Here is a 24,841-nt window from a genome sequence, read left to right as displayed (position 1 = left end):
ACTTCTGAATAGAATGAAAAAGTGTGCATTTCAATACAATTATCATATGCTTTCTAGAGTTAGAGAATTGTCAGCTCCACAAGGGAGGTTTCTAAGGGGTTTACGCTTTTCTATAAAATAGTAAATATATTACAAAATTAATAAAAATATGATAAAAATTGTAGAAATTTAGCAAGCTTTATATTATGATATGATATATAAACCAAAGTTGGAAAACCTATGTCCACTTGCCAAAAAAATTATACATTGGTAACTATTGCATAAAAGTTAATAGTTTGGTATACTTTTTTACTAGTTAGGTAAGCGGTGGATATAGAGGAAAACACAACCATTGGTTTATTCATTGCTAACAAATAAAAATGCACTACATAGCATGAAGGGAGAATACAAGTTTATGAAAAAGAAAGCTATTAAAATCGCAGCTTCTACAGCAGTAGCAGCTTCAGCATTCGTTGCTGCAGCACCAGTGAACAAAGCTGATGCAGCGGTAAACCTTGATCAAATCGTTCAAGATGCACAAAACGCAGGTACAGTTCTTAAGTGGGCTATCTCAGTTGAGGGTTCTGCTGATTATGTAACACGTCCTTACGCTCAGTACAATGCAGCTAAGAAAGCAATTGACGCTGCTGATAAAGCTCTTAAAGGTGCTAGTGCTTCTGACAAACTTAAGTACGAAGCTCGTTTAACTGATCCAAAAATCCAAGTGAAACGTGCACAAGCTTACATTGATGCAATCACTTCAAGCGAAAAGATTAAAGAATTAACTGCTAACTTAAATGCTGCAGTTAAATCTGATGATATTGAAAAAGTAGAAACTGCTTACCACAAAGCAACTGCTGAGTACCGTAAGCAATCTGCATTATTAGACCGCGTATATGGTCAATCTACTCGTGACGGTATCCGTAACGCAGTAAAACCAGCTCTTGAAAAATTAGTTGCTGAATTGAAAAATGACGTAACTGTTAACATGCTTGCTAAAGGCGCTGCAGCTGATGTGAAAGCTGGTAAAACTGCAGAAGCAGGTAAAAAGATTGCAGAAGCTCAAGCTATTCTTGATGCTAATGTTCTTAAATGGGAAACTTCTTTACAAAAATCAGTTGATGATGTGTTAACTTCTTTACCATTAGGTGTTACTTCTGTTTCACGTGTAAATGACACTTCAGTTGTTGTTTCATTAAATAAACCAGTAGTAGCAGTAGCTGCATCTGAATTTACTTTTGACAACGGTTTAGTTGCAACAAGTGCAGTATTAGGTGCTGATAAAAAGACTGTTACATTAACAACTACTAAACAAGCTGCTGGAAAAACATATACAGTAACATACAAAGGAACAACAGCTCAGTTTGTTACTCCTGTAGATCCTGCTGGTAATGTTTCAATTGACCAAGCAGAAGTACATGCTGAAACTACACAAGGCATTGCTTTAGTAGCGACTTTCAAAACTAAGCAAGGCACAGCAAATAACAACCCAGTTGATGTTACAGTTCCAGCTGGTTACAAAGTAACTAGTGTTAATGGAGCCACTAAAGCAATTGCTTCAGGTACGACTGAACAAGTATCACCAGTAGATGGACAAATCGTTGTAGTTGTTACTGCAGATGACGTAGATACTCCTGCTACTGGCAAAAAAGTTAAGTTTGAACAATTAACTGGTGCTACTGGTACTGTAGTTGAAACTAAAGAATCTGGAAAACTTAATTTCTATAAGTTAGATGATGTTGAGGATTTAACTGCTACTACTGGTAAGGTTGAGTATGTAGATGCTGCAAATAATTACTTTGTTGCTAATACTGGACATAAGTATTTACTAAAATCAAGCGGTAATATCTATCAAGATACTAATAATACAGTAATTACTTTAGATGCTTTAAAAGCAAAATTATCTAAAGGTGACGTTGTAACTGGACAATATGCTAAAGACAGTAGCTCTGTGTTAAAATTAGCTTTAGATCTTGTTGCAACAGCTGAGTTTGAATTGGACCAAGAGCTTGAAGAAAATACAACTGCTTTCCGTGTGGCAGGTAATACTATTACATTCTCTGGTTCTGGTGAAGCTGGAAAAACAATTTCAATTTATGATGTAACTAAATTACGTCCTGTTGCACAAACAAAAGTAAATTCAAATAATAAATGGGAAGTAACTGTTCCTGTTGATCCAACAATTGTTGCTGGCGTAGATTTTTCTGTGCGTCAAGCAGCTAGTGTAAATGAAATTGCTCCTGATTACGCTGCTGGATTAGCTGGTGCTACTACACCTCTTAAAGTAATTGCGGGTACATTCAAGACTAACGGTGTAGCTCCAGTTGCAGCACTTTCTGGTGCAGCAGATGCTTCTTTAAATGGTGATAAGTTTACTTACACTATTGACCCTGCATTAGGAGACAAGGTAGTAGTCGATGGTACATCATCTATTACTTTAACTGATGGTGACTTAACAAAAGCTACATTTACTAATGGAGTAAATAATACTAAGATTGAAAAAGTTACTGATACTACATTCTCTATTACTTTTGGTGGACCAGTTTCTATCGGTGGTGGAGATGGTAAACTTACAGGTTCTCTAACTGTTTCTGATGTAGTAGGAGTTAAGAATGAGTACAACTTAAAATTAAGCACATCTGGAATGGTTAATATTTTCGGATATTAATCCGTAGGAGAAGGGAATGGGAAAGGTTTCTGTCCCTTCCTGAAGATTGTCGAATGAATATGTTTGACAAGGTAGAAAGCTCTGTGGAGATAAGTCTCTGCGGGGCTTTTTATTTTATTTTCAGAATAGGAATATGAAGGAGAAGGTAATATCAGTCCGCTGTGAGGGAGAGATAATGGCAAGAAAACCAAGAATCTGGATTCCAAATCATTTCTATCATGTCGTTTGCCGCGGCAATCGTCGAGATCCTCTATTCCGAAATACTACGGATTTCTTCGCTTTTTTCCACATCCTTCAACAGCTTTATGAAAAGACTCCATTTGAACTAGCATCCTATTATTTAATGACCAACCACTTCCATCTGCAGCTGCGTCCACACGAAGTGCCAATATCCAATGTGATGTCATTGTTAAATAAGCGATATGCAAACTATTATAATACCCGTTATCGCTTAACCGGTCATGTTTTTGAAAAACGATTTTTTGATAATATCATTGAGGGAAAAGAGGGAATGATTGAAGTGAGTCGCTATATCCATCTTGAAGCGAAGATGGTAAAGAAACCAGAACATTATCCGTGGAGTAGTTTTCATCTTTTCAAATACCCAAATGCAGTTCAACAAAGCTATATGGATATTCATCATTCTGGACTATTATTGTGGCTCGATAGAAGAAAAAAGAGAAAGATACTGTCGAGGAATTGAAGAATACTTAACGAATAAGGTGGTGAATTCAAAAGAATAAAATACAAAAAGGAAAGCCCTGTGATTTTTATTATCTTACACAGGGCTTTCCTTTTTATTTTATTGGAAATTGATAGACTGCTTTAATCCTTATGAAACATTATGTGAAACAAGAAAATTTGGGTGGTGACAGGCACCGCCCTACCACTTATTTTTCTGCCATAACCCCAACCTTTACCGTATTTCCTGCACTATCTTTAATCCCGGTAGCGGCTGTTGTTTCGATAGAAATTTTCCCCGGAATAAACAATCCTGCAACTTTTGGAGTAATAATTAATTCCCTTTGATTAGAACTAATTCCAACAGTGTATTGATCATCTGTTACTAGTTGGTCATCAAGTTTAATAATAAGGTTGGCTTTCCCGATTAGATTAATATTTTCTGAAAATGTTAATTTAATATTGTCGTTGATGTCACGTGTAACACTTTCTAATTCAGGCTGGGTATTGTCTTGAATTGTAACGTTATTAACATAAGAATTCATGACATTATCAGAAAGGTCTGTTACTCCTCTAACAGTAATGGAGTATAAGGCTGTTGAACGAATTTGTCCTTCTGGTAAAGTAATCGTAACGATATTTTTATCGTTATTAAGTGAAAATAAGGTATTAGACGGAAGGCTAACCCCATTTATCATATAGTTAGACGCTGATGTTGCAGTTTCAGCAGTAACTGCTTCACTAAAATGAACTTTAAATTGCCCGTTTACAGTTGATGTTACTAAAGTGTTAACAGTTGGCTTTATCGTATCTGCTTTTTTCAAAACGGTTGTTGAGAATGGGCGGTTATCATTTTGAGCGCTCGTATTATCCTTTACTGTTCCTGCTTCAACATCAAGAATATACATACCATCTGCTAAGTTTTTAGCGTCGATAATCATTTTGCTGCCTGAGTTTGCTTTAAATGCTGGTTTAACTTCATTACTATCAGGACCGTACATTTTAATTTTACTTGCTAGCGGCGTACCAGTTTTTAATGCTTTGTTAAAGGTTATCTGAAATTCATTTGTTTTTTCATCATAAACAGCACTCACAAAAGTAGGCGCGTTTAAATCTTTAGCAAGCGATATGGCCTGATCAACAGTTCGTCCAATATTATTAGCAAGATCCTTATATGATTTCACTTGTACATTCAACCAAGCAGTAGTTTCATTCGTTCCATATATGGTTGCTGGCAGTTCTACTTCGAATGTTGTCTTGCTTCCACTTGAAACGTCTTTTACAGATGTTGGTCTGATCGTTGTAGTTCCTTTTGTGATCACAAGGTTACTTGCAGAGAAATCAGCTAAAGCTTCGTTAAATTCAATTGTAATTGTTTTTTCGTCCTTTGTTTGAATCCTTTTTACTTCTGGAATCCCCGTGTCAGCAGTAGAGTTGTAGAAGAAAGTGCCACTATATGTATTCATCGTATTAGGCGTATAGACAACAAGATCTCTTGCTCCTGAAACAACAATGGAATACGACTTTCCTTTTTGCAAGCCAATTCGATCCAATTCTGCTTTCTTGATGACAACCGTGTCAGTATCCGAGAATGAGGAATAACTAACAGTTTTCCCATCAATCGTAATGGCTAATGGTGAATTATAATCAATTAGCTCCGAAAATTTAACTTCAAGATTTCCGTTGCTATCGGTCGTTACAAATGTAACGGTTGGTTTTGCTATGTCAGAAAAATTAAAGGAAGTTACATAATCATTCGTGCTTAATGTTACATAGTCAGCTGTTTGAATATTCTTCTTCACAGTTACTGTATAAGCTGAATTTGTGTAAAGTGGTTCATTTAACTCGATTAGCGCAGACTTTTTATCATCTGCCAGCTTAACGCTTTTTATCGTTCTGCCAGAAACTGAGTAATTAGAAGTGTTTTCAGCTCCGTTTGTTCCACTTCCAGTAAGCATAGCTTTGTTAAATTCAACCTTAATCCGCTTTGGTTCGACAGCACTCACCTTAATAACCTTAGGCGTAAAATTTGTTTCAATTGTGCTTAAGCGGTCAGTTAAACTCTTGTTAATGACAGCATTGTCTACATACTTTAAGTATTTTTTAGCTTCTGCGATATGTTTTTCAGCTGTACTGGAATTATTAGCTGCTAATGCTTTTGTAGCTAAATCAATTTCGATTTTCACAGTAACAGGATACATTGCCTTGTCACGGACCTTTTCTGCGGATTGCTTATATTGAGAACGAATAAGGTCACGTGTGGATTGACCGTACACACGATCTAGAAGGATCGCTTGCTTACGGATCTCAGTTGAAAGCTCATGATAGGCTTTTTCTGTTTGATCATTTATCGTATTTAGATCCAGCAGATAAGCTAATGTCTGTTGTTTTTCTTTAATCTTTTCCCCAGCAGTAATCGCATCGATATAACGCATAGTACGATCAATATGGATTTTTACTTCTGCTTCGAGTTGAGCCATATATTTATTCTTTTGGGCTGCAGGTAGAGTATTAACCGCTTTAACAGCATTGTTGTAAGCTGTTTTGGCATTGTTATAAGCCGTCCACGGACGTGTTTTGCCATCAGCTGTTCCTTCTATAGAAATGGCCCATTTTAATATAGTACCAGCATCTTTAGCTGTTTGGACAAGCTTCTCTACCTGACTGACTGTAGCTGCCTTAGCCTCGATCGATACGGTTGATACAAAAGCTGAAGCAGCTATGACAGAAGCGCTCATCACTTTTATAGCTTTTTTATTTTTCATAATTAAACCTCCTGATATGAAATAAGTGGAATATGTGGGAACATAATGAATTTACCATAATCCTATTGTAAAAGATTATTTAATATAGTGAAATAGATAAGATCACTTTTAGAAAAAGATTCATATATTAATAGAATTTTCAATTTATTACTAACGCCCTATGGAGATAAATCTCTATAGGGCTTTTTCATTGTATTTAATGATACTCATAAAGAGTCGAGGAAAAACCTGCCTATTGGTGTAATATTTGCTATAATGTAAAGAAGAAAGGAGAAGATTGGATGAGAAGAAAGATATTTATGCTGCTAATGATTCTTCCTCTATTCTTGTCACTTGGACAAACAACGGGATTTGCTAAGGACGAAAATTACGATGAAATCGTGGATGAAGAAATTTTTGGTGAAGAATTTGTTGATGGAGAAATTGATGAGAAGGAAAAGAAAAAGGCAGATTTAATTGGCCCACAGGTATTTCAAACATCTGCTTTGACTGCGGCTACTGGTAAGGATGATAAAGGGAATTCCTATATGTATTTTGTCATGCACGGCACACCGTCTGCTTTAGCGGTTGTTGACTTAAATAGTAATGAGTTAAAGAATACGTATACTTTGTCCAATTCTACAAGTGCTTGGGGTCTGGATGTGGATAAAGATGGAACCGTTTGGGTTGGTGGAACAACGGACGGCAATTTGTACAGCTATAACCCGAATACGGAAGAGTTTCGTGATCATGGGAATAAGCTGACGCTGCCAAAGGATACAGCCATTCAAGATATTGATGCAGTAGACGGTGTTGTTTATGGTTCGACAGCATACGGCGGCTCTGTATTTAAATATGATTCTCATAACGATGAACTCGTGAATTTTGGTCAAGTTTTATACAAAAAGGAATTTGCTAAGTCGCTTGCATTCGACGAAGAGAAGGATACTTTGTATATAGGTGTTGGATCAAAGGCTGACTTAGTGAAGTTTGATTTAAAGACAAAGAAGAAAACAGCATTTCTTCCAGATGACTACAAGAATGATAAGTACGTTCGAGATATCCGTTTAATTGGGAACGAAATCTATGCTCGAATGGATCCTTCTAATCGATTAGTCGTCTTTAATAAGGAGACATTAGAGAAGGTTGATGAAGTTGAGTTAAATTCAAGAACCGTTTCTTTAAAGTCACCAAATGAGGATGCGATCTATTTTACGAAGCAAAACAGTCTATACAAGTACGATTTAACAACGAAAGAACAGATCGATTTACAAGTTCCATTATTAAAGGGAACAGAAATGCTTACGCTCGATTATGTAGAATTAAATGATCCAAATTATCCAGGCTACACGCTAGTTGGCCTGATCGATAATGCTGGAAATGTATTAAAGTATAACTTAGAAACAGGATTTAACGAGATTGTTAAGATGAACTTACCTCCACAGCCAGTAACTTTGTATACCATGATTCAAGATGAAAAAAGAGAGAATATATTCATTAATGGTTACATGTCTGGCGGATTGGCGATTTATAATACAAAAACGAACCAATCTGTTCTGCATCAAGATATAAGCCAAATTGAGTCCATGACAATCATAGGGGATAAGCTTTACATTGGTGCCTATCCAAAATCTCGTGTGCTAGAGCTTGACTTAACGCAGCCTTGGAGCTCGACGAATCCAAGAGAGCTTATGCGACTAGGTGATTATGGTCAAGAACGTTCCACTGCGATCACAGCTGTTCCTAAGCTAAATAAAGTGTTTGTTGGAACCTACCCTGAAACAAGCATTGGCGGTGGTGCTTTAGCCGTGTATGATTTGAAGGAGAATAAACAAGAGGTTTATGAAAACTATATTTACAACCAAAGCCTTGTTTCCTTCTTACATCATGATGAGTATATTTATGGTGGCACTTCCATTCATGCCAACTATCAGGTGAATGAACGTGGCGCGAGATTTTTCCGATTTAGACCAGACTACCCAGAAGAGAAAGAGTATATTCATTTGCCTTTCCAAGCAAGTATGATTACAAGTCTAATCGCTGATAAGGAAGGCACCATTTGGGGTATGGCCGATGGAACGCTTTTCTCCTATAATCCTAAGACAAAGGAAATTAGATCGCAGCAGATTTTAGAATTAGTCTCAGGCCGTTTCCGTAATGCGAAGATCATTGAAGGAATTGACAGAAATATTTATGGAACTGTGGAAGGAAAAATGTTTAAAGCAGATCCGAAGACAATGGAAGTAGAGATTCTGTTAGAAGAAGGTGCTTACGAAATTGCACAAGATTCTGAAGGGAATCTATATTTCCGAAATCAAGCAGACCTTTGGAAATATCCAATGAAAGAATAATAAAAAACAACCTACATTTTTGTAGGTTGTTTTTTTGTCCCATATATATAGTAGAAACTCGATTTTATCTTCAAAAAATATCCTATACATCCAATATAATAATTGATTGGTATATTTTAAGCGTTTAACTAAATTTCAATATAAATTAACATAATCATTGTAGGGGGGAAAAAACTTCCTTACATACCTATTAATTATTCATAACTATTTACTATAAGGGGGATTTACCTTGAATAAGAAGAAAGCAATTAAAGTACTTAGTGCAACAGCTATCGCAGCATCTGCATTTGTTGCAACTGCACCTGCTCAAGCAGCAACTACAAACAGCAGCGTAGAAAGCTTAGTGAAACAAGCAAAAGACGCTGGTACTGTTTTAAAATGGGCTATTTCAACAGAAGGTTCTGCTGATGGAAAAACTCGTCCATATGCACAATACAATGCAGCAAAAGTAGCTCGCGATAAAGCGGTTGCAGCAGTTAACAAATTACCAGCTGCACAAAAGAATAAATATTTAGCCGACATCGAGCAAAATGTAACTCTACATATCAACCGTACAATGGCTTACATCGATGCGATTACAGCTGGTGAAAAGATTACTGTTAAGAAACAAGCTCTTGAAGCACAAATTGCGAAAAACCTTATCGATGACAAAACGGTAGCTGCTTATCATGATCTTTCTACAGAAATCCGTAAACAAGCTATCCTTTTAGATCGTGTATACGGTCAATCAACACGTGATGCAATCCGTGCTCAATACAAAAAAACTGCTGAAACAGTTCGTGACAGCGTAAAATACGAAGTAACTGTAAAAATCGAACTTGACGCTGCGCAAAAAGCTTTAGCAGAAAACAAACAAGAAGAAGCAGAAAAGCACTTAGCTGAAGCTTCAAAATATATGAATGAAGTAAAAAATGAAACTATGAAAGCAACTTTAGCAAAATCTTTAGAAGAGTTAGAGGCTCAATTAACTCCTAAAGTGAAATCTGTAAGTGCAATTAATGCGAAAGAAATCGTTGTTAATTTTACTACAGCATTAGCTAAAGGAACGACAGAAGAGCAACTAAAAGCAGCATTCACATTAGAAGGTAAAACGGATACAGCTGCTAAATTATCTGAAGATAGAAAAACAGTTACGTATACTGTAAATAGCACTGAAGTAACAAATGCTAAATTAACTGTTTTAGCTCTAGATACAGACAAGAAAGATGCAGCTAATAATGCAATCCAAACGAAAGAATACAACACTGTGTTCTCATTTGAAGATGCTGTAGGACCAGCAGTGGCTAAAACAGAATTCACACACACTTCTGATACAGCTGCAGATTTAACATTAAAGTTCTCTGAAGAGCTAACTTCTTATGGAACAATCTCTGTAAACGGTGTTGAAGTTGCTCCTAAATCAAGCGACTTAGCTAAAGGTGAAGTTGTTTTAGGCGACTTAGAAGTAGGTAAAAACATTACAATTGACATCGTAGGTGCAACAGATGCGGCTGTTAAAGCAAATAAAGCTGAGCACATTACTCTTTCTCTAACAGTTCCATCTAAAGTAGTAGATTCTACAGTTCCTACAGTTTCTACTTCTACAAATGGTAACAAATTAACTTTAACATTCTCTGAAGAAGTGACGAAAGGCAATGTATCAATTGGCGGAGTAGCAGTTGCTGCAAATGATATTACGACAACTGATAATAAAACTTTCGTTGTAGATGTTCAAAAAGCAAATAACGGTGCATTCTTTGCTAACAACACAAACTTCTTTACTTCAGAAGTAATTGTGAATGGTTTTGCTGATAAAGCATCTACTCCTAATACAATGAAGGAAGTAAAATTCAACTCAACTTTTACTGCTGATACAAAAGCAGCTTCATTAGTAAGCGCAGAAGCAAAAGCTGATGGCAAACTAGTACTTGAGTTTAACGAAGATGTAGTATCTCCTGCTACTATTTCTTCATTAGTTGTTAAGTCAATTGATGGAATCTACCAAAGTGCAAGCAATGTAACTGTTTCTTCTGCAAAACACCCAGTTGTAGATGGAAAAGCAGTCACTAACAAACTTGAACTTACACTTGATGCTGGAACTCAACTTGTAGCTGGCAAAAACTATGTTCTTGAGTTAGCTGCTAATACAGTAGAAGATAGCTACAAAAACAAAAATGACAAAGCGATCACGCTTAATGTTGTAAGACCTGAAGCTGCTGGACAACAACCAGCTAAAGTAGTAACAACTACTATTAGCGAAGATAAAAACGTTGTTACGATCACATTCGCTAACACAGATGCAAAAGGAATGACTGATTCTGTACTAGCTCCATCTAACTACACAATTGGTGGAAAAGCTCTTCCTGCAAACACAGACATTAAATTCGTTGATAACAAAAATAAAGTTGTTATCACATTACCAGAAAGCTTTGTTTCAGTGAACGGCACATACACATTCACTGCATCTAACTTAAAAGATGCATTTGGAAACACTTTAGCTGACGGTGAAAACACAGCACAATTAGCATTAACTGAAAACATTGCTCCTACAGTGAACTCTGCATTAACTGTAAACGGCAGTAACGCTGCAGTAGTAAGCTTCTCTGAAGCAATTCAATCAGCTGATCTTGATGGAGATGGTAAGTCCTTCGAAGGTATCACTGTAAAAGTAAATGGCACTGATGCTGCATTTACACCACAAGTAAGCAATGGCAAGTTAACAGTAACATTAACGAACGCTATTACACTTACTGATAAAGTAACAGTTGATTTCAAAGAAGCTGAACTAACAGATGCTAATGGAAACCAAGTGAAAAATGGTGTAGCATCTAACTAATACCAATATCAGGTATCATCCCTTAGTCAACTGACATATGTGGATGGACATGAATAATGAGGAGTTACCGTATATGGCGGTAGCTCCTTTTTTTTTACCTAAATAGAGAGGTAGTTTTTTAGTTTAATTTATTATTAAGGAATGATTTTAAAACCTCAAACAAGCATAACCCGCTCTAAATGTAGGACGGGGTTAAAATATAGTTGTTTAATCTTTGATGTAATACTTCACTTTACTTAATAAACATAACAATAAAGACGTTTAAATTAATATGTTACTCCATAATAGTGCCCTTTTCTTGAATAAGAGTAATCAAATGTAATTGATTAAGAATGTTTATAAGATCTATGGAATTTGATAAGGTTATTGTTAGTTCCATTTGTAAAGTACTGACTCATTTTATCTAATTTTATAAGGTAAATAAACGGCTGTTACCGAATATTATTCGTTGCCATTTGCATTATGGTTTAAGCATAAGATTTGCTTCCTAAACTACTAGGCAAAAAAATAAACCTAGTACTCGGAGTACTAGGTCTATGAAATGTATTATTCGTTTCCTTTACCATGGTCTTTCTTATTTTCAGCGCCTTTATTTTGGCCGTTTTGTTTCTTTTCATTTACTTGTTGTTGTTTATCAACTTGCTTTTCTTGAGCTTCTTGCTTTTTAGCAGCACCTGTTGCCTGACCTTCAGCACGCTTTTCTGCAGCCTTAGCCTTTGCTTCTTCTTTCTTAGCTAATCCTGGAGCAACAACAGTAGTTTCTTTCGTTTCTTCTGCAACTTCAGTCTCAGCTTGTTCGTCTGTTACTGTTTCTTTTACCGCTGATTCCTCTGTTACTTCTTCTACTACTGTTTCTTTAGTTACTACTTCCTCAACTACTGTTTCCTTTGTTGCTTCTTCTACTGGGGTTTCTTCTGTTGCCGCAGTTTCAGTATCTACTGCTGCTTCTTCCTCAACTACTTTATCATCATCAGTAGTTTCAACTGCGAATTTTTCTGCTTTAGCTTCAAGCTTTGCAAGTTTTTTGTCTAATTTCGCAAAAGACTTTTGAATATTTTTCATTAATGCTAATTGAGCTTTAGGATTTTTAACATGTGATAATGCTGCAGCTAATGCATCAATGTTTTGAGCAAGTTTCGCTTCTACTTCATCTTCTGTCTTTTCATCTTCTGCTGCAACTTCTTCGCCTTCCGCTGTATCTGCTGTCGCTTCAGTGTCTTCAGCTGCCTGATCTTCAGTTACTTCAGTTTCATCAGCAGCTTCCTCTGTCGCTTCTGTATCCTTACCAGCAATTTCTTCTGATTCTGCTAAACTGTCAGTAGCTTCCTTTTGAGTAGCGATTGCCTCTTCTAAAAGTGCTGTTGCCTCATCTGTTTTTCCCTCTGTAAGCAATGCATTTGCTTCAGCAATACGCTCTGCAGCAAAATCAGCTAAAAGACGAGCTTCCTTGTAATCATCAACTGTGACAGCAAGTCTTACCTTTTCCATCATAATTTTTACAAAGTAGAAGAAATCTCCAGGAACCAAAGCCGGTGCATCTTCTTGCTTCTGATCCGTTTCTTCTGTTGTTTCTGTGTCATCTGCTTCTTCTTCAGTAGCAGAATTTTCTTCAGTTACCTCTTCCTCTGTTGCAACTTCCTCATCCGTAGTCACTTCTTCTGAAGCCTTATCTTCTGCTGCAGCTTCATCGTTTACATCAACTTCAACTGCTTCTTCCGTAACTGGTGTGGTTGTTTCAACTGTATCCTCATTTGCATATGCAGCGCCTGTTCCTAAAGAAGAAAGAAGAAGTGCTGATGCTGCTGCACCGCTTAATAGTGATTTTTTAATTTTCATAGATTGTTTCCTCCTAATCTGATTTTCATTATACCCTTCGACAAAAGCAGACAGGTTTGTGGAGGTAAATCTGAAAAAAGTTTATATAATTTTTCGAAATTTGGAATGTAAATTATTTTACAGCAAGACAAAACCTATGTACAAAGTAATCAGCAATACAAAAATATTAAGAAGTTTTCCCGTTTTTATTATCGTTAATTGGCAATTAAGTTAATCAATTTTAAAACCTCTAACAGCATAACCCCATGCTGATTAGCATGGGGTTAAAAATAATTGACGTAGATATCTCACTGCACTAAAAAATATTACAGTAAAGTTGTTTAAATCTTAAAGTTATTCTATAATCGCGCCCGATCGTAATATAAGGTTAGCCAGATATTCCTGGTTGACCTGTTTTATATGTTCTTATTATAACGGTAGTCGGGGTAGAACGTAGCGCCCGTGGGACTTGATCCCTTCCGCAAAACTGTTCACCCCCTACTTGTATAAACATGTTTCAGGTTGGTTGGGACAACGATCCCGTTTAACAAGCGAACCTATGATATTATAAGCAGCTTTAGAGGGTATATACGATATTTTTAAAACTTACTACATAATTAAGAAAAGGTGTTTCAAAATGGGAACAGCACCACAGTCACCCATCGAACCTTGCCAAATGAATAGTCTAGTATGAAGGAAGTCCTGTAGGGTAATCGCCTGCAGGGTTTTTCTTTTGGAAAAAATTTTAGGAATATGTTCTCTATTTGATGCATTTTATTTATCTATAAGAATTATTTATTTTACAATGAGAGCTTTTGAATTTAATCAAACGTTTGATTAATGTATAAAAAATCATAAAATTCTCTTCGGAAATCTAATTTTATTAGTATAATAGGTATAAAGTTGTGTGTGTTAATAGCTGTTTGATATACGATATGCATCCATTGAACTGGTTAAGTGGTATGGATAAATTCCCATATGAAAGGTCATGATTAATAAGGGGAAAGATGAAATGAAAACACTAGACACAGAAAAAATTAGGGGACTAATCATGAAGAAAAAAATGGTGTACGTAGCATCTCTATTTCTCTTGATAATAGCAATGATGTATGTATTAAATACGAAAAAAACTACTAGAACACCATTAGAAGAGTATGTTTATAATGTGAATGATTTTCAAAGCATCCAGGCTGCCATAACGTATGTATCTAAAAAGTCCGGCGGGAAAATTTATTTTCCTCCTAATAAGTATGAAATTAAGGAAGAACTTGATATCAGAGAGGGAGTTGAATTGATAGGTGCTGGACGAAATCAGACAACGATTTCTGTTTCAACTCCAAGTGGATATTTAAATCGTGAAGGATCTGCTGTAAAGTTCTCTGATATTAAGGTTAATGGAAAGGTGAGAAATTGTTTAAATTCCCCGATTTCACCTGAAGACTTTGGAGCGCTGGGAGATGCAAAGACGGATGATAGTCTAGCCTTTCAGAATGCAGCCAACAGTGGAAATGGGAGTGTCCTTGAGTTAGAAGAAGGTAAGCGATATTTAATCAAAGATACTGTAACGATTGATATCGAAAAGATTAAAATGATTAACGGAAATAATAGCTATCTTGTATTAGAAGAAGACATTATTGGACTAAAGTTATTAGGATCAAAAGAAACGAAGGGTGCATCACCTAATAGTGAACAAAATAATTTAATAGCAGAGAAAGAATTTATGCCGATTGTGTCTAATCTGCAAATTTATTCTAAGTCTGACTCTTACGTTGGAACAGGGATTCAAGCTGAGGGTACTTTTGGGCTAATCATTAAGAACAATCATTTATATAATTTAAAAACAGGAATTGAATTTATAGGCTATAACCGGAATGTCATCATTGAAAATAATCAAATATGGAATATAAGGAACTATGGTATCCATTGGAATAAAGTGAATCTTCATCAACAAATAATTGAAAATAACCATATTTCTTTTACCAAAAAGAATTTATTCTTTGAAGATAGCGATGTTCATAATATACATATTATTGGAAATGACTTAGAAGGCGGCGGGGGAGAGCAGGAAGGGAACGAAAATAGTATTCATTTCTTACTAACAGACAATTCCTTAGGCGATATGTCGCAAATTCAAATTATAGGGAATAGCATTGAAGAACATTTAGCAGCTACGTCCTCATTAATTAAGTTTGAGAATCATACGGATGATACATCAAAAATGCAAATAATTGAGATAACCGGAAATGAATTAAGCGGCAGTAAAAGCAATGCAATAGAATTTTGGAATAGTAGTAATGTAACCATTAACGGGAACAATTTTTATGGAAATCAAGATGATAATATTAAGATTTTACATAAGGCAACAGGGTTTAATATTATGGGTAACAGCTTTTCAGGTAACCTAGAAGCAGCAAGCAATAAGGGGTTCCTATTCCTTAAATCAGGATTAGAAGTCAACAATATTATCATTTACGCAAATACAATTGATAATTTGCATGGACCGGTAATTCAAATGAAGGACAATCCAGATGATCCAAATGCAAAGTTCAGAGGGCGATTATTCATAGATGGGATGAATATCTCGAATAACATCTTTACCATAGCGGAGGATTATCAAAGCAATGGCGAATATCTTGTAGATATAGAAGCCCATTCTATTGCCGGCTTGGTTTATACAAATAACCAATTAAAAGGCTGTTCAACGTGTGAAAATGGGACACGAATTACGGCTAATTCCATCAATCATTCGATTATTAATAAAAACATGATTTACAACGTAAAAGAAGGGGCGAACAAATATAAGTTACCTGAAAGCACTCAAGATGTAATTGTTTCTGAAAATCGATAAGAGTATTGTGATTTTTGCTCCAAATTAGTTGGAGCGGTAAGTCTTTAAGTTAGGGAGAAACTTTTTAATAGATTGATGATATCGCATTCGGATAATTATGTGAACAGTATAGAGTTTTTAAATGAAACTAAATTGCCCTTGGAACGTATTCGTCATTATTATGGATAATCATGGAGGAATTTTGATGCGTGAAATAGATTTATTAAGCTTTTTAGATTTGTTCTCATCTAAAGTAAAAGGAAGTCTATTCTTAAGAGGTATGAAGACTAATATAGAAACTTTAAGGATGGACAACAGTTTCATTGAAGAAATAAAAAATGAATGTGGGATATACTATTTTATTCAAGATGAGCAAATAGTATATGTTGGACGAGCATTACCTTCTGTAGGATTAAAATCAAGAATACTCAATCAAATAAATGCTTTCGGTGATACAAAATGGGATACAGTGATTAATGATAATAAAACTGAAATCGGAGTAATAATATTTGAGGATTTTGATCAGTGGTATTTCATTTCTGCACTTGAACATTTCCTAATTGAGAAACTTGAAAGACCAATATTCAATAAGAGATGTTAGGAGCCTTTTGGCTCTTTTTTTTTGCTTCAAATTCGAATAAAAATGTGCAATAAGAAAAGAAATGTACCTATGTTGGCACTGAAATAAATTAATCAAACGTTTGATTGATAGGTGTGTTCGTATTTTAGAACCGTGCCTGGTACTTTAGATAACGTCTTTATTAAGGTAAGAGTATAAACATAAATGGAGGCATCTCTAAGCCGAGTTTTCGACTTAGAGATGCCTCTTTAGTATTTAAAAAATGTTTATTTAGCGCATTTTCTATTTTTCTCTGGGCAGTATCTCTCACATTATTTCTAACTATCTAGCATTAGGTTAAATTCTCACTAATACGTTTGAAACAGCAAATACTCAACCAATTCAATGGTACTTAAAGAATGAGGAATTGGGGCAAATGATTAGTGAAAAGTATCAAGAATATTTTAATAAACAATGTATATAGATGATAAGAACGATTAACTACGATTCTCTTACACTTTCAAAATTTATATTCACCGATAGTAAAATATTAGTAATTAAGAGGTGAACCTAAACGTGGTAAAGAAAATTAAGGTCATGACAATTTTCGGAACTAGGCCAGAGGCGATAAAAATGGCTCCGTTAGTTTTAGAGTTGAAAAAATACCAAAATCAAATTGAATCAATCGTTACAGTAACTGCTCAACATAGGCAGATGCTTGATCAAGTCCTTGAGGTATTTAATATACAACCCGATTTTGACCTTAATATTATGAAAGAACGCCAAACGCTTATTGGGATTACGACGAAAGCCTTGGAAGGATTAGATAAAGTTATGAAGGAAGTGCAACCAGATCTTGTACTCGTTCATGGAGATACCTCAACAACTTTTGTTGCCAGTCTAGCAGCATATTATAATCAAATATCTGTAGGACATGTTGAAGCTGGATTAAGGACATGGAATAAATACTCACCATATCCTGAAGAAATGAATAGACAGCTAACTGGAGTGATAGCGGATTTGCACTTTTCTCCAACGATAAAGTCTCAAAGAAATTTATTAAATGAGAATAAGAGCTCAAAGTCAATCTATATAACCGGAAATACGGCTATTGACGCACTATCTACAACTGTTTCTAGAAATTATAGTCATAGTGTATTGGATAAAATAGGAAATAACAAAATGATATTATTAACAGCACACCGTCGTGAAAATATTGGTCAGCCGATGAGAAATATGTTTAAAGCGATCAAGAGGTTAGTGAATGAGCACAACGATATTGAAGTTGTTTATCCTGTGCATTTAAATCCGATAGTACGAGAAATAGCAGATAATATACTTGGGAATGATCCCAGAATACATTTAATTGAGCCACTTGATGTAGTTGATTTTCATAACTTTGCATCAAAAGCCTATATCATTTTAACAGATTCGGGAGGAGTACAGGAGGAAGCGCCTTCATTAGGGGTTCCGGTACTTGTACTACGTGACACAACGGAAAGACCAGAAGGAATTAAAGCTGGAACTTTGAAGCTTGCTGGCACAGAAGAGGATAGAGTCTATGATCTAGCAAAGGAATTATTAACTAATATAGAAGAATACGAGCGGATGTCAAAGGCATCGAATCCGTATGGGGATGGAAAAGCCTCTCATAGGATTGTACAAGGTATATTACATTATTACGGATTTGTTGACAGTCCACCTGAAGCGTTTATATAGGTGTTTCTAGGTTGGAAAAGCATGGAATCATGAAAAAAACCTCTCTCAAGTGAAAGAGGTTTTTCATATTATTTAATTTCTAGATGACCTTTCAATTCATCTTGTACTCGCTGCTTTTCCTCATCAGGTACAATGAGATAGTATATACGATCAATCTTCGTGCCTTTTCCTTCTATCGATATTTGATCAACCTTCTTGGCCGCTGCTCGATAATTTTTCTGAATCTCAACCATTTCGTTAAAGTTTAGGTTGGTTTTTATATTATTGCCTAACGCATTAAAAACTTGATTGTAATTGGTTAAAGAGGAAAGGCTTGCCCCTTCTTTAATGATGGCTTGAATGATTTGGCGCTGTCTGAGCTGACGACCAGCATCTCCCCGTGGATCTTCATGCCTCATTCGAGAAAACAATAATGCTTTATCTCCATTTAATGTGATTTCTCCTTTAGGAAAATGGACACCACCATACGAAAAGTCAAAATCATTATTGACAGTAATCCCGCCTACAGCATCAACAATATCTTTGAAACCTTCCATGTTAATTTGTATGTAATAGTCGATGGGGATATCGAGGAAATTTTCCACTGTCGCCATTGCCATTTCGATCCCGCCAAACGCATAGGCATGATTAATTTTATCTTCTTTTCCGTATCCTACGATTTCCGTTCTAGTGTCGCGTGGAATGCTAAGCATTTTGACTGAGTTTTGATTTGAATTGATGGTTAATACTATGATGGAATCAGAGCGGCCGCGGTCATCCTCTCGTTCATCTACACCGAGCATAAGAACAGAGAATGGTTCTTGCTTCTCTAAAGTTATTTCTTCAACTCGTTTCTCTGACATTTTTCTATCAATAGGATGATGCATTGTTTCGGCTGCATTTGTTAATGACTTATATATTGAATAGGCATAGGCACCTGCACCTAGCACAATGAATAAAACAACGATTCCTATTACGCGGAGCCAAGTTCTTTTTTTCTTTTTTTCCTTCATTCTTGTGACCCCCACAAAATGACATGTAATTTATTGTAAGCTAAATGATAGCAGAAAATTCCTAAAAAAGATATGAAGATATTTAGAAGATTTTAGGGATAAAGGACTACGGGTTTGATAGCAAGAGGATGTTATGGGAGATAAATAATGATTTTGAAAAGATTCGAAGATTAACAGGACATAGTTGTATTGTAACAACTAGTAAATACTTAAAGGATTCAGATACTTTTATATAAAAAACACCGTTCGAAAAGGGAACGGTGGTAATAAAGAAGAACTGAAGTAATAGCTATTTTTTTTAAGAACGTTAATTGTAAATGGCTGTGCGGTATATGACATCAACCCATTCACTGCCTATATAAGCAATAGCTTCAATTTTAATCAGTACATTTTTTGGCAATGCACTAACCTCAACTTATAGAAACACAAAAGCTAAGAGAAAGGTTTCTTAGCTTCGTGTTTTACAGTTAAGGAAATTAATCAAACGTTTGATTAATAGGTTTGTTCTATATTGCTAATAGGAAAACTATTACAATTTCTTTACTCTTGCGACTTCTTCAATCGGCCAGCCTTTTTAGCTGCTTCACGAAGGAGAAACTCAATATGGCTGTTTACACTTCTAAAATCATCAGCCGCCCACTTTTGCAAAATCTCATACAATTCAGGGTCTAATCGTAATGGAAAACTTTTTTTCTTAGACATAGAGACCACTCATTAATATAATGTCCCCGTATTAATAACAGGCTGGGCTGGTTTTTCAGCAACGATGGCCACTAGTAAATTATTAACCATTTGTACTTTGCGTTCATCATCTAAATCAATCGTATTATCTGCTTCTAATTGTTTAATGGCCATTTGTGCCATTCCAACAGCCCCTTCAACAATTTTTTGACGGGCAGAGATGATGGCAGTTGCTTGTTGACGCTGCAGCATCGCTTGAGCAATCTCAGTTGAGTAAGCAAGGTGAGTAAGTCTGGCTTCAATTACTTCAACCCCAGCTACATTTAGGCGTGCCTGTAAATCGGCTGTTAATTCATTGGAAACTTCCTCTGCATTCCCTCTTAAGGTAAGATCTGCATCCTCAAACGTATCGTAAGGGTATTTCGTTGCCACATGACGAATAGCCGTTTCACTTTGAATTTCAACAAATTCCTCATAATTGTCTACATCAAACACAGCTTTAGCTGAATCGACAACTTTAAAAACAATCACTGCTGCAATTTCAATGGGATTTCCTTCAACATCATTTACCTTCAGGCGCTTGCTATTAAAGTTTCGAACCCTAAGTGACACATTTCGTCGCAGTGAAAGCGGCACAGTCAAGTATAGTCCATTATTACGAATAGTACCTAAGTATTTTCCAAAAAAAGTAACGACAGCTGCCTTATTTGGCTGAACAATCGTAATTCCGCTAGCCAAAAGAACGGCTACAGCAAGTAAAGGAATAGCAACGGAAAATAGCTCATTAATTAAAAGCCATACACTAAGTCCGAGTAGAGCCACTATTGCTAAAATGCCAATAAAACCATTTACCTGAAAGACGTTTTTTTCTTTCATTTTGTTCACTCCTTGTAATATTTAATTTATATTATTATGATATCACTTTTAGGAAATATTGTAAATTAAAAACTTCTTGCATTGAGGAAATTAAATTAACAGCCTTGGTGATGCATGAATTCTCTGAATAATGGAAGGACACTCGTCTCGGAATTTTTTGTAAGGCATTGTATAGAACAATGATAGTAAAAGGTTTAGCAAAGGAGAGTGGGGACCCTTGCGGAAATTACGGATTATTAATAGAATAGGTAATAATTAGCATTTTTAATTTTATAAAGGAGTTGAAAAAATGATAGTGAAGTTTCGCTCTGAATCAAAAGAACTGAAGCTGTTGAGGAGCTTAGATAGTCGAATGAAACTTTCAGTGAAAGACAAAAATCATTTCGAAAACCTTGAAAAGGGATTTAAGGGGGAGAAAAAGTTTGATGATTGGATAGAAGAATTTTTCCATAATGATTGCCTTATTTTAAATGACCTCCTGTTCGATATGAACAATACTATTTTTCAAGTAGATTCATTGCTCATGTCATCTGATAAAGCACTTTTAATCGAAGTGAAAAATTTCGAAGGTGACCATTATATTGAGGCGGAACGCTGGTATATGTCAAATGGAATTGAAATTCAGAACCCTTTGCACCAGGTAAAGCGAGCAGAAACGAACCTTCGTAGAATTTTTCAAGCAATTGGATGCAATGTCCCGATTGAATCTTATCTTCTCTTCATCAATCCTAATTTCCACTTATATCAAGCGCCGCGGAACACACCAATTATTTTTCCCACACAGCTCAATCGCTTCATGAAAAAATTAAACAAGCCCTCTCCACCATTAAAAGAAATCCATCACAAATTTGCAGAAAGACTAGTTTCCTTGCATTTAAACGATCCGCCTTATAAGCGGCTGCCCATTTATAGCTATGACCAGCTAGAAAAGGGAATCGTTTGCGGAAGCTGCTTTTCATTTTTTGAAGATTTTCAGACAAATAGAAAGGACGTCATTTGTAAAGAATGCGGCTACAAAGAGAATGTGAAAAGTGCCATTTTACGGAGCGTGGATGAATTCCGCCTTCTATTTCCAAAGGAGAATATTACTACTCATGCTATCCATGACTGGTGTAAAGTGATTAAGGCTAAAAAAGTAATTTGGCGGATTCTTACGAACAATTTTAAAGTGATAGGGCAGTCACGATCTACCTATTTTGTTGATTTATAGGGAGATGTCGTTTAGGGAGAGAGAATTACCCCGGGTTACGGGAGGGGTGGTGGGTGAAAATGGAAAACAATCTTTGATAGTTTCTAAATTTTATAGATATTCTAGAAAAAAATAGAAACAAGAGCCTCGTAGTTTCCAAATTTAAAGATATTCGCAGAAAAAATGGAAACAAGAGCCGCGAAATTTCCTATTTTTAAAAAAAATCGTGGAAAAGTGGAAACAAAGCTTCGTTAGTTTCCAAATTTAAAGATATTCGCGAAAAAGGTGGAAAGAAGAGCCGCAAAGTTTCCCATTTTTAAGAAAAATCGTGGAAAAGTGGAAACAAAGCTTCATTAGTTTCCAAATTTAAAGATATTCGCAGAAAAAATGGAAACAAGAGCCACAAAGTTTCCTGTTTTTAAAAAAAATCGTAGAAAAGAGGAAACAAAGCTACGTTAGTTTCCAAATTTTAAAGATATTCGCCGAAAAAATGGAAACAAGAGCCACAAAGTTTCCCATTTTTAAAAAAAGAATATGAAAAAAATGGAAACAATATTGTCGAAGTGTCCAAATTTTATAGAAATTTATTAAAAATCGGAATAAATAAGACTAGAATCCTTAGCAACCAATTTTCTGAGAAAAATACTCCAAACTCTTTGTCCGTTTAAGGCAAGGGGTTAAAAGTAAATAACCGTTTGGGTAGCTTTGGACAGATATAGGGGTGCGAATGTATTTTCACAGTAACGCCCGAATTTCTTTTCTACAGAAAAAGCTTTTTTAGACATAAAAAAATACTCCTAATAAGTGACAGAATTTCATTTTTTACTCTGTTTACCTTATGGGGAGCATATCTTATGTTTGGTAGCTACTTCTTTTCATAAACTGCTATATAGATCAGCCGTTATTCACGGGACATGTAGTTCTACTCATTTTTATTAAAAATCTCCCCGGCGATACCCATTGCCTGAACGGCCTTTGGGAATCCGACATAGCCGGCACAGTGGATGATGAGTTCGATAATTTCTTCTTTTGTTAGCCCCACGTTCAGGGCTGCCTGCAGGTGAACTTTCAGCTGCTCAAAAGCTCCTTGTGTGATGAGTGACGTGAGTGTGATGATTTCCCGTTGTGAGAGGGAAAGACTTTCTCTTGAGTAGAGATCCCCAAAGCCAAAGGATACAATCATATCCCAGAAGTCAGGTGACACTTTTTTTATTCCTTCCATGCCATTCCGTACTTCTTGGGAAAATAATTCCTCCATTGCTCGAATGCCGGCTTCGTATCGCTTGTTATTTTCCATATTATTGCCTCCCCATCGTTGGTGGTATTTCGTTTTCATCCACTAATGCTTCAATGACAATTGGTTTGTTCGTTTCTTTCATCATATGTAGGGCATCTTTAATCATATCGGTTAAATCGTAAGGGTTTTGACATGTATATGCTTTCAGTCCCATCGACTCTGCAAATCGGGCTGCATCAAGCGGAGTCTCATAAATGCCGCCGATGGATGTACCGATCATTTTCCGCATCCCTTTTTCTACCATGTCTAATCGTCCATTATTTAACACAATAAATAGGACAGGGGAGTCATAATTGTACGCAGTTGAAATCTCCGTACCATGCATGAACATACAGCCATCCCCAACTAAGCAGACGATGGTCTTCTCAGGGGCTGCTAGTTTCGCACCTATGGAATAGCCAATTCCATTTCCCATCGCCCCGAAAATATCGTCGAAAAAGAAGGTTCCTGGCTTGTAAATGTCAAAGTGCTTGATGCCGTAGAAGGAGTGGCTTCCATCATCTCCAAAAATAACGGCGTCATCTGGGAGTGCGTTACGCATGGCTCGTAATACTTGAACTGCCGACATTCGCTCACCTGGATTATTTTCATCAAGCGGGATCATCTCAGGTGTTGATAAAAATCCTTCACTATTTGTCTCCGGTAAATCCTTTAAAATTGTTTTCAAATTCGATTTGATATCGCCCAACACTGCTGTCGTTGGTACTTGGATGGATTTTCCGATAAACGTTGGGTCATAATCAAAATGGATGAGGTGCTCTGGATGCATCGCTTCGGATAAGCCAGCGGTCGACATATCACTTAATTTGGACCCGATGACGATTAATAGGTCAACCTTTTGATGGAAATATTCGGTCGCTTCCGGGGTACCGCCCAATCCAAATGCTCCTAATGAGAGCTTATGGTTGGATGGAAATGTTCCTTTTCCTCCCGGGGTGGTGATGACAGGGATGTTCCAAAGCTCAGCAAGATGCTGTACTTCCTCATATGCTTTGCTGGAATGAACGCCTTTTCCTAGGAATAGAAGGGGACGAGTGGCCTTATTCAATTTTTCTATCACTTCCCCTGTGTTAGGTGAAATCATTTCATACGTAGCTGGAAAATCCAGCTGGAATGGTTCGATTTCTTCTAATAAAATATCAAACGGGATGGACAGATGCACTGGTCCTTTTACACCTGATAAGGCTTTCTCAAGGGCATGCTGCAAGTAGGGTTTTAGCATATCCCCACGCTCTACCCGTGCGCTGAACTTCGTGACGTGTTTGAACATATTCACTAGATCGGTACCAAATATGCTGGAGTCCTGGCCCATTGCCTTACCTGTATCTTTCATTGAAGGGTGACCTGTGATAATTAATAGCGGCAGATGGGAGGCGGACGCTTGACCAGCAGCTGTAAGCAGGTTCGTCCCACCAGGCCCAGATGTACCAATTGCGACCCCGATGTTCTGATTCATTAAGGCGTAGCCGGAAGCTTCAAACCCGGCAGCTGCCTCATGTTTACTTAATACAAAATGAATATCCTGGTTTAATAACTCAAAAAGAATAGGGGATATGGATTTTCCTGGAATGCCGAAAATATGATGAAGTCCCCAATGTTTAAAGTTTGCTGCTAATACGGAAGCGGTAGTTTTCATTCTAATAATCTC

15 protein-coding genes are annotated in these 24,841 nt (G+C 36.3%); 8 read left to right on the top strand and 7 right to left on the bottom strand.

Going from position 1 to position 24,841, the window contains the following annotated elements:
* Positions 1–394: 394 nt before the first annotated feature.
* Positions 395–2,647, top strand: coding sequence for a hypothetical protein (locus FSZ17_RS21695; RefSeq protein WP_057772952.1), 2,253 nt, complete (start codon positions 395–397; stop codon positions 2,645–2,647).
* Positions 2,648–2,822: 175 nt separating this feature from the next.
* Positions 2,823–3,350 carry a transposase gene (locus tag FSZ17_RS21690; RefSeq protein WP_228460252.1) on the top strand — a complete coding sequence of 176 codons (528 nt, stop codon included), beginning with the start codon at positions 2,823–2,825 and terminating at the stop codon, positions 3,348–3,350.
* Between the two features lie 187 nt (positions 3,351–3,537).
* On the opposite strand, the gene FSZ17_RS21685 is transcribed toward FSZ17_RS21690, so the two are convergent.
* Positions 3,538–6,093, bottom strand: coding sequence for an Ig-like domain-containing protein (locus FSZ17_RS21685; RefSeq protein ID WP_057772954.1), 2,556 nt, complete (start codon positions 6,091–6,093; stop codon positions 3,538–3,540).
* A 281-nt stretch (positions 6,094–6,374) separates the two neighbouring features.
* Here FSZ17_RS21685 and FSZ17_RS21680 point away from each other — a divergent pair, with 281 nt between their 5' ends.
* Both FSZ17_RS21680 and FSZ17_RS21675 read left to right on the top strand, forming a co-directional pair.
* Positions 6,375–8,423 (top strand): ligand-binding sensor domain-containing protein, encoded by a 2,049-nt coding sequence (locus tag FSZ17_RS21680; protein WP_057772956.1) that lies wholly within the window; start codon positions 6,375–6,377, stop codon positions 8,421–8,423.
* A 229-nt stretch (positions 8,424–8,652) separates the two neighbouring features.
* Entirely contained in the window at positions 8,653–11,238 is a 2,586-nt protein-coding gene (locus FSZ17_RS21675; protein ID WP_057772959.1) for a hypothetical protein, read from the top strand.
* 546 nt (positions 11,239–11,784) lie between these two features.
* Here the strand turns inward: FSZ17_RS21675 and FSZ17_RS21670 are convergent.
* Entirely contained in the window at positions 11,785–13,074 is a 1,290-nt protein-coding gene (locus tag FSZ17_RS21670) for a DUF5667 domain-containing protein (RefSeq protein ID WP_057772962.1), read from the bottom strand.
* Positions 13,075–14,065: 991 nt separating this feature from the next.
* Between FSZ17_RS21670 and FSZ17_RS21665 the strand changes: the two genes are divergently transcribed.
* The 3 genes from FSZ17_RS21665 to wecB all read left to right on the top strand — a co-directional run bounded on the left by FSZ17_RS21665 (position 14,066) and on the right by wecB (position 18,158).
* The gene (locus FSZ17_RS21665; protein WP_057772964.1) at positions 14,066–15,901 is read left to right on the top strand and encodes a glycosyl hydrolase family 28-related protein; all 1,836 of its coding nucleotides are present in this window, start codon (positions 14,066–14,068) and stop codon (positions 15,899–15,901) included.
* A 184-nt stretch (positions 15,902–16,085) separates the two neighbouring features.
* Positions 16,086–16,481, top strand: coding sequence for a hypothetical protein (locus FSZ17_RS21660; protein WP_057772965.1), 396 nt, complete (start codon positions 16,086–16,088; stop codon positions 16,479–16,481).
* 534 nt (positions 16,482–17,015) lie between these two features.
* On the top strand, positions 17,016–18,158 hold the full coding sequence (wecB, locus tag FSZ17_RS21655; protein WP_146846559.1) for a non-hydrolyzing UDP-N-acetylglucosamine 2-epimerase: 1,143 nt from the start codon (positions 17,016–17,018) through the stop codon (positions 18,156–18,158).
* 68 nt (positions 18,159–18,226) lie between these two features.
* On the opposite strand, the gene tagU is transcribed toward wecB, so the two are convergent.
* The 3 genes from tagU to FSZ17_RS21640 form a co-directional block, all read right to left on the bottom strand.
* Positions 18,227–19,150: a polyisoprenyl-teichoic acid--peptidoglycan teichoic acid transferase TagU gene (tagU, locus tag FSZ17_RS21650; protein ID WP_057772967.1), complete on the bottom strand. Its 924-nt coding sequence runs from the start codon at positions 19,148–19,150 to the stop codon at positions 18,227–18,229.
* A gap of 540 nt (positions 19,151–19,690) precedes the next feature.
* Positions 19,691–19,852, bottom strand: coding sequence for a type II toxin-antitoxin system antitoxin (locus tag FSZ17_RS21645; protein WP_082625274.1), 162 nt, complete (start codon positions 19,850–19,852; stop codon positions 19,691–19,693).
* Between the two features lie 12 nt (positions 19,853–19,864).
* Positions 19,865–20,707, bottom strand: coding sequence for an SPFH domain-containing protein (locus FSZ17_RS21640; protein ID WP_057772969.1), 843 nt, complete (start codon positions 20,705–20,707; stop codon positions 19,865–19,867).
* Positions 20,708–20,996: 289 nt separating this feature from the next.
* Between FSZ17_RS21640 and FSZ17_RS21635 the strand changes: the two genes are divergently transcribed.
* Complete coding sequence (locus tag FSZ17_RS21635) at positions 20,997–21,917, top strand: nuclease-related domain-containing protein (RefSeq protein ID WP_057772971.1); 921 nt, start codon at positions 20,997–20,999, stop codon at positions 21,915–21,917.
* A 901-nt stretch (positions 21,918–22,818) separates the two neighbouring features.
* On the opposite strand, the gene FSZ17_RS21630 is transcribed toward FSZ17_RS21635, so the two are convergent.
* Entirely contained in the window at positions 22,819–23,193 is a 375-nt protein-coding gene (locus FSZ17_RS21630) for a carboxymuconolactone decarboxylase family protein (protein ID WP_057772973.1), read from the bottom strand.
* A 1-nt stretch (position 23,194) separates the two neighbouring features.
* Positions 23,195–24,829 carry a thiamine pyrophosphate-binding protein gene (locus FSZ17_RS21625; RefSeq protein ID WP_057772975.1) on the bottom strand — a complete coding sequence of 545 codons (1,635 nt, stop codon included), beginning with the start codon at positions 24,827–24,829 and terminating at the stop codon, positions 23,195–23,197.
* Positions 24,830–24,841 lie beyond the last annotated feature (12 nt).

Source organism: Cytobacillus dafuensis (genome assembly GCF_007995155.1).
GTDB lineage: Bacteria > Bacillota > Bacilli > Bacillales > Cytobacillaceae > Cytobacillus > Cytobacillus dafuensis.
Note: the sequence above shows the minus strand (reverse complement) of the source record. Positions and strands in the feature narration are given on the sequence as shown.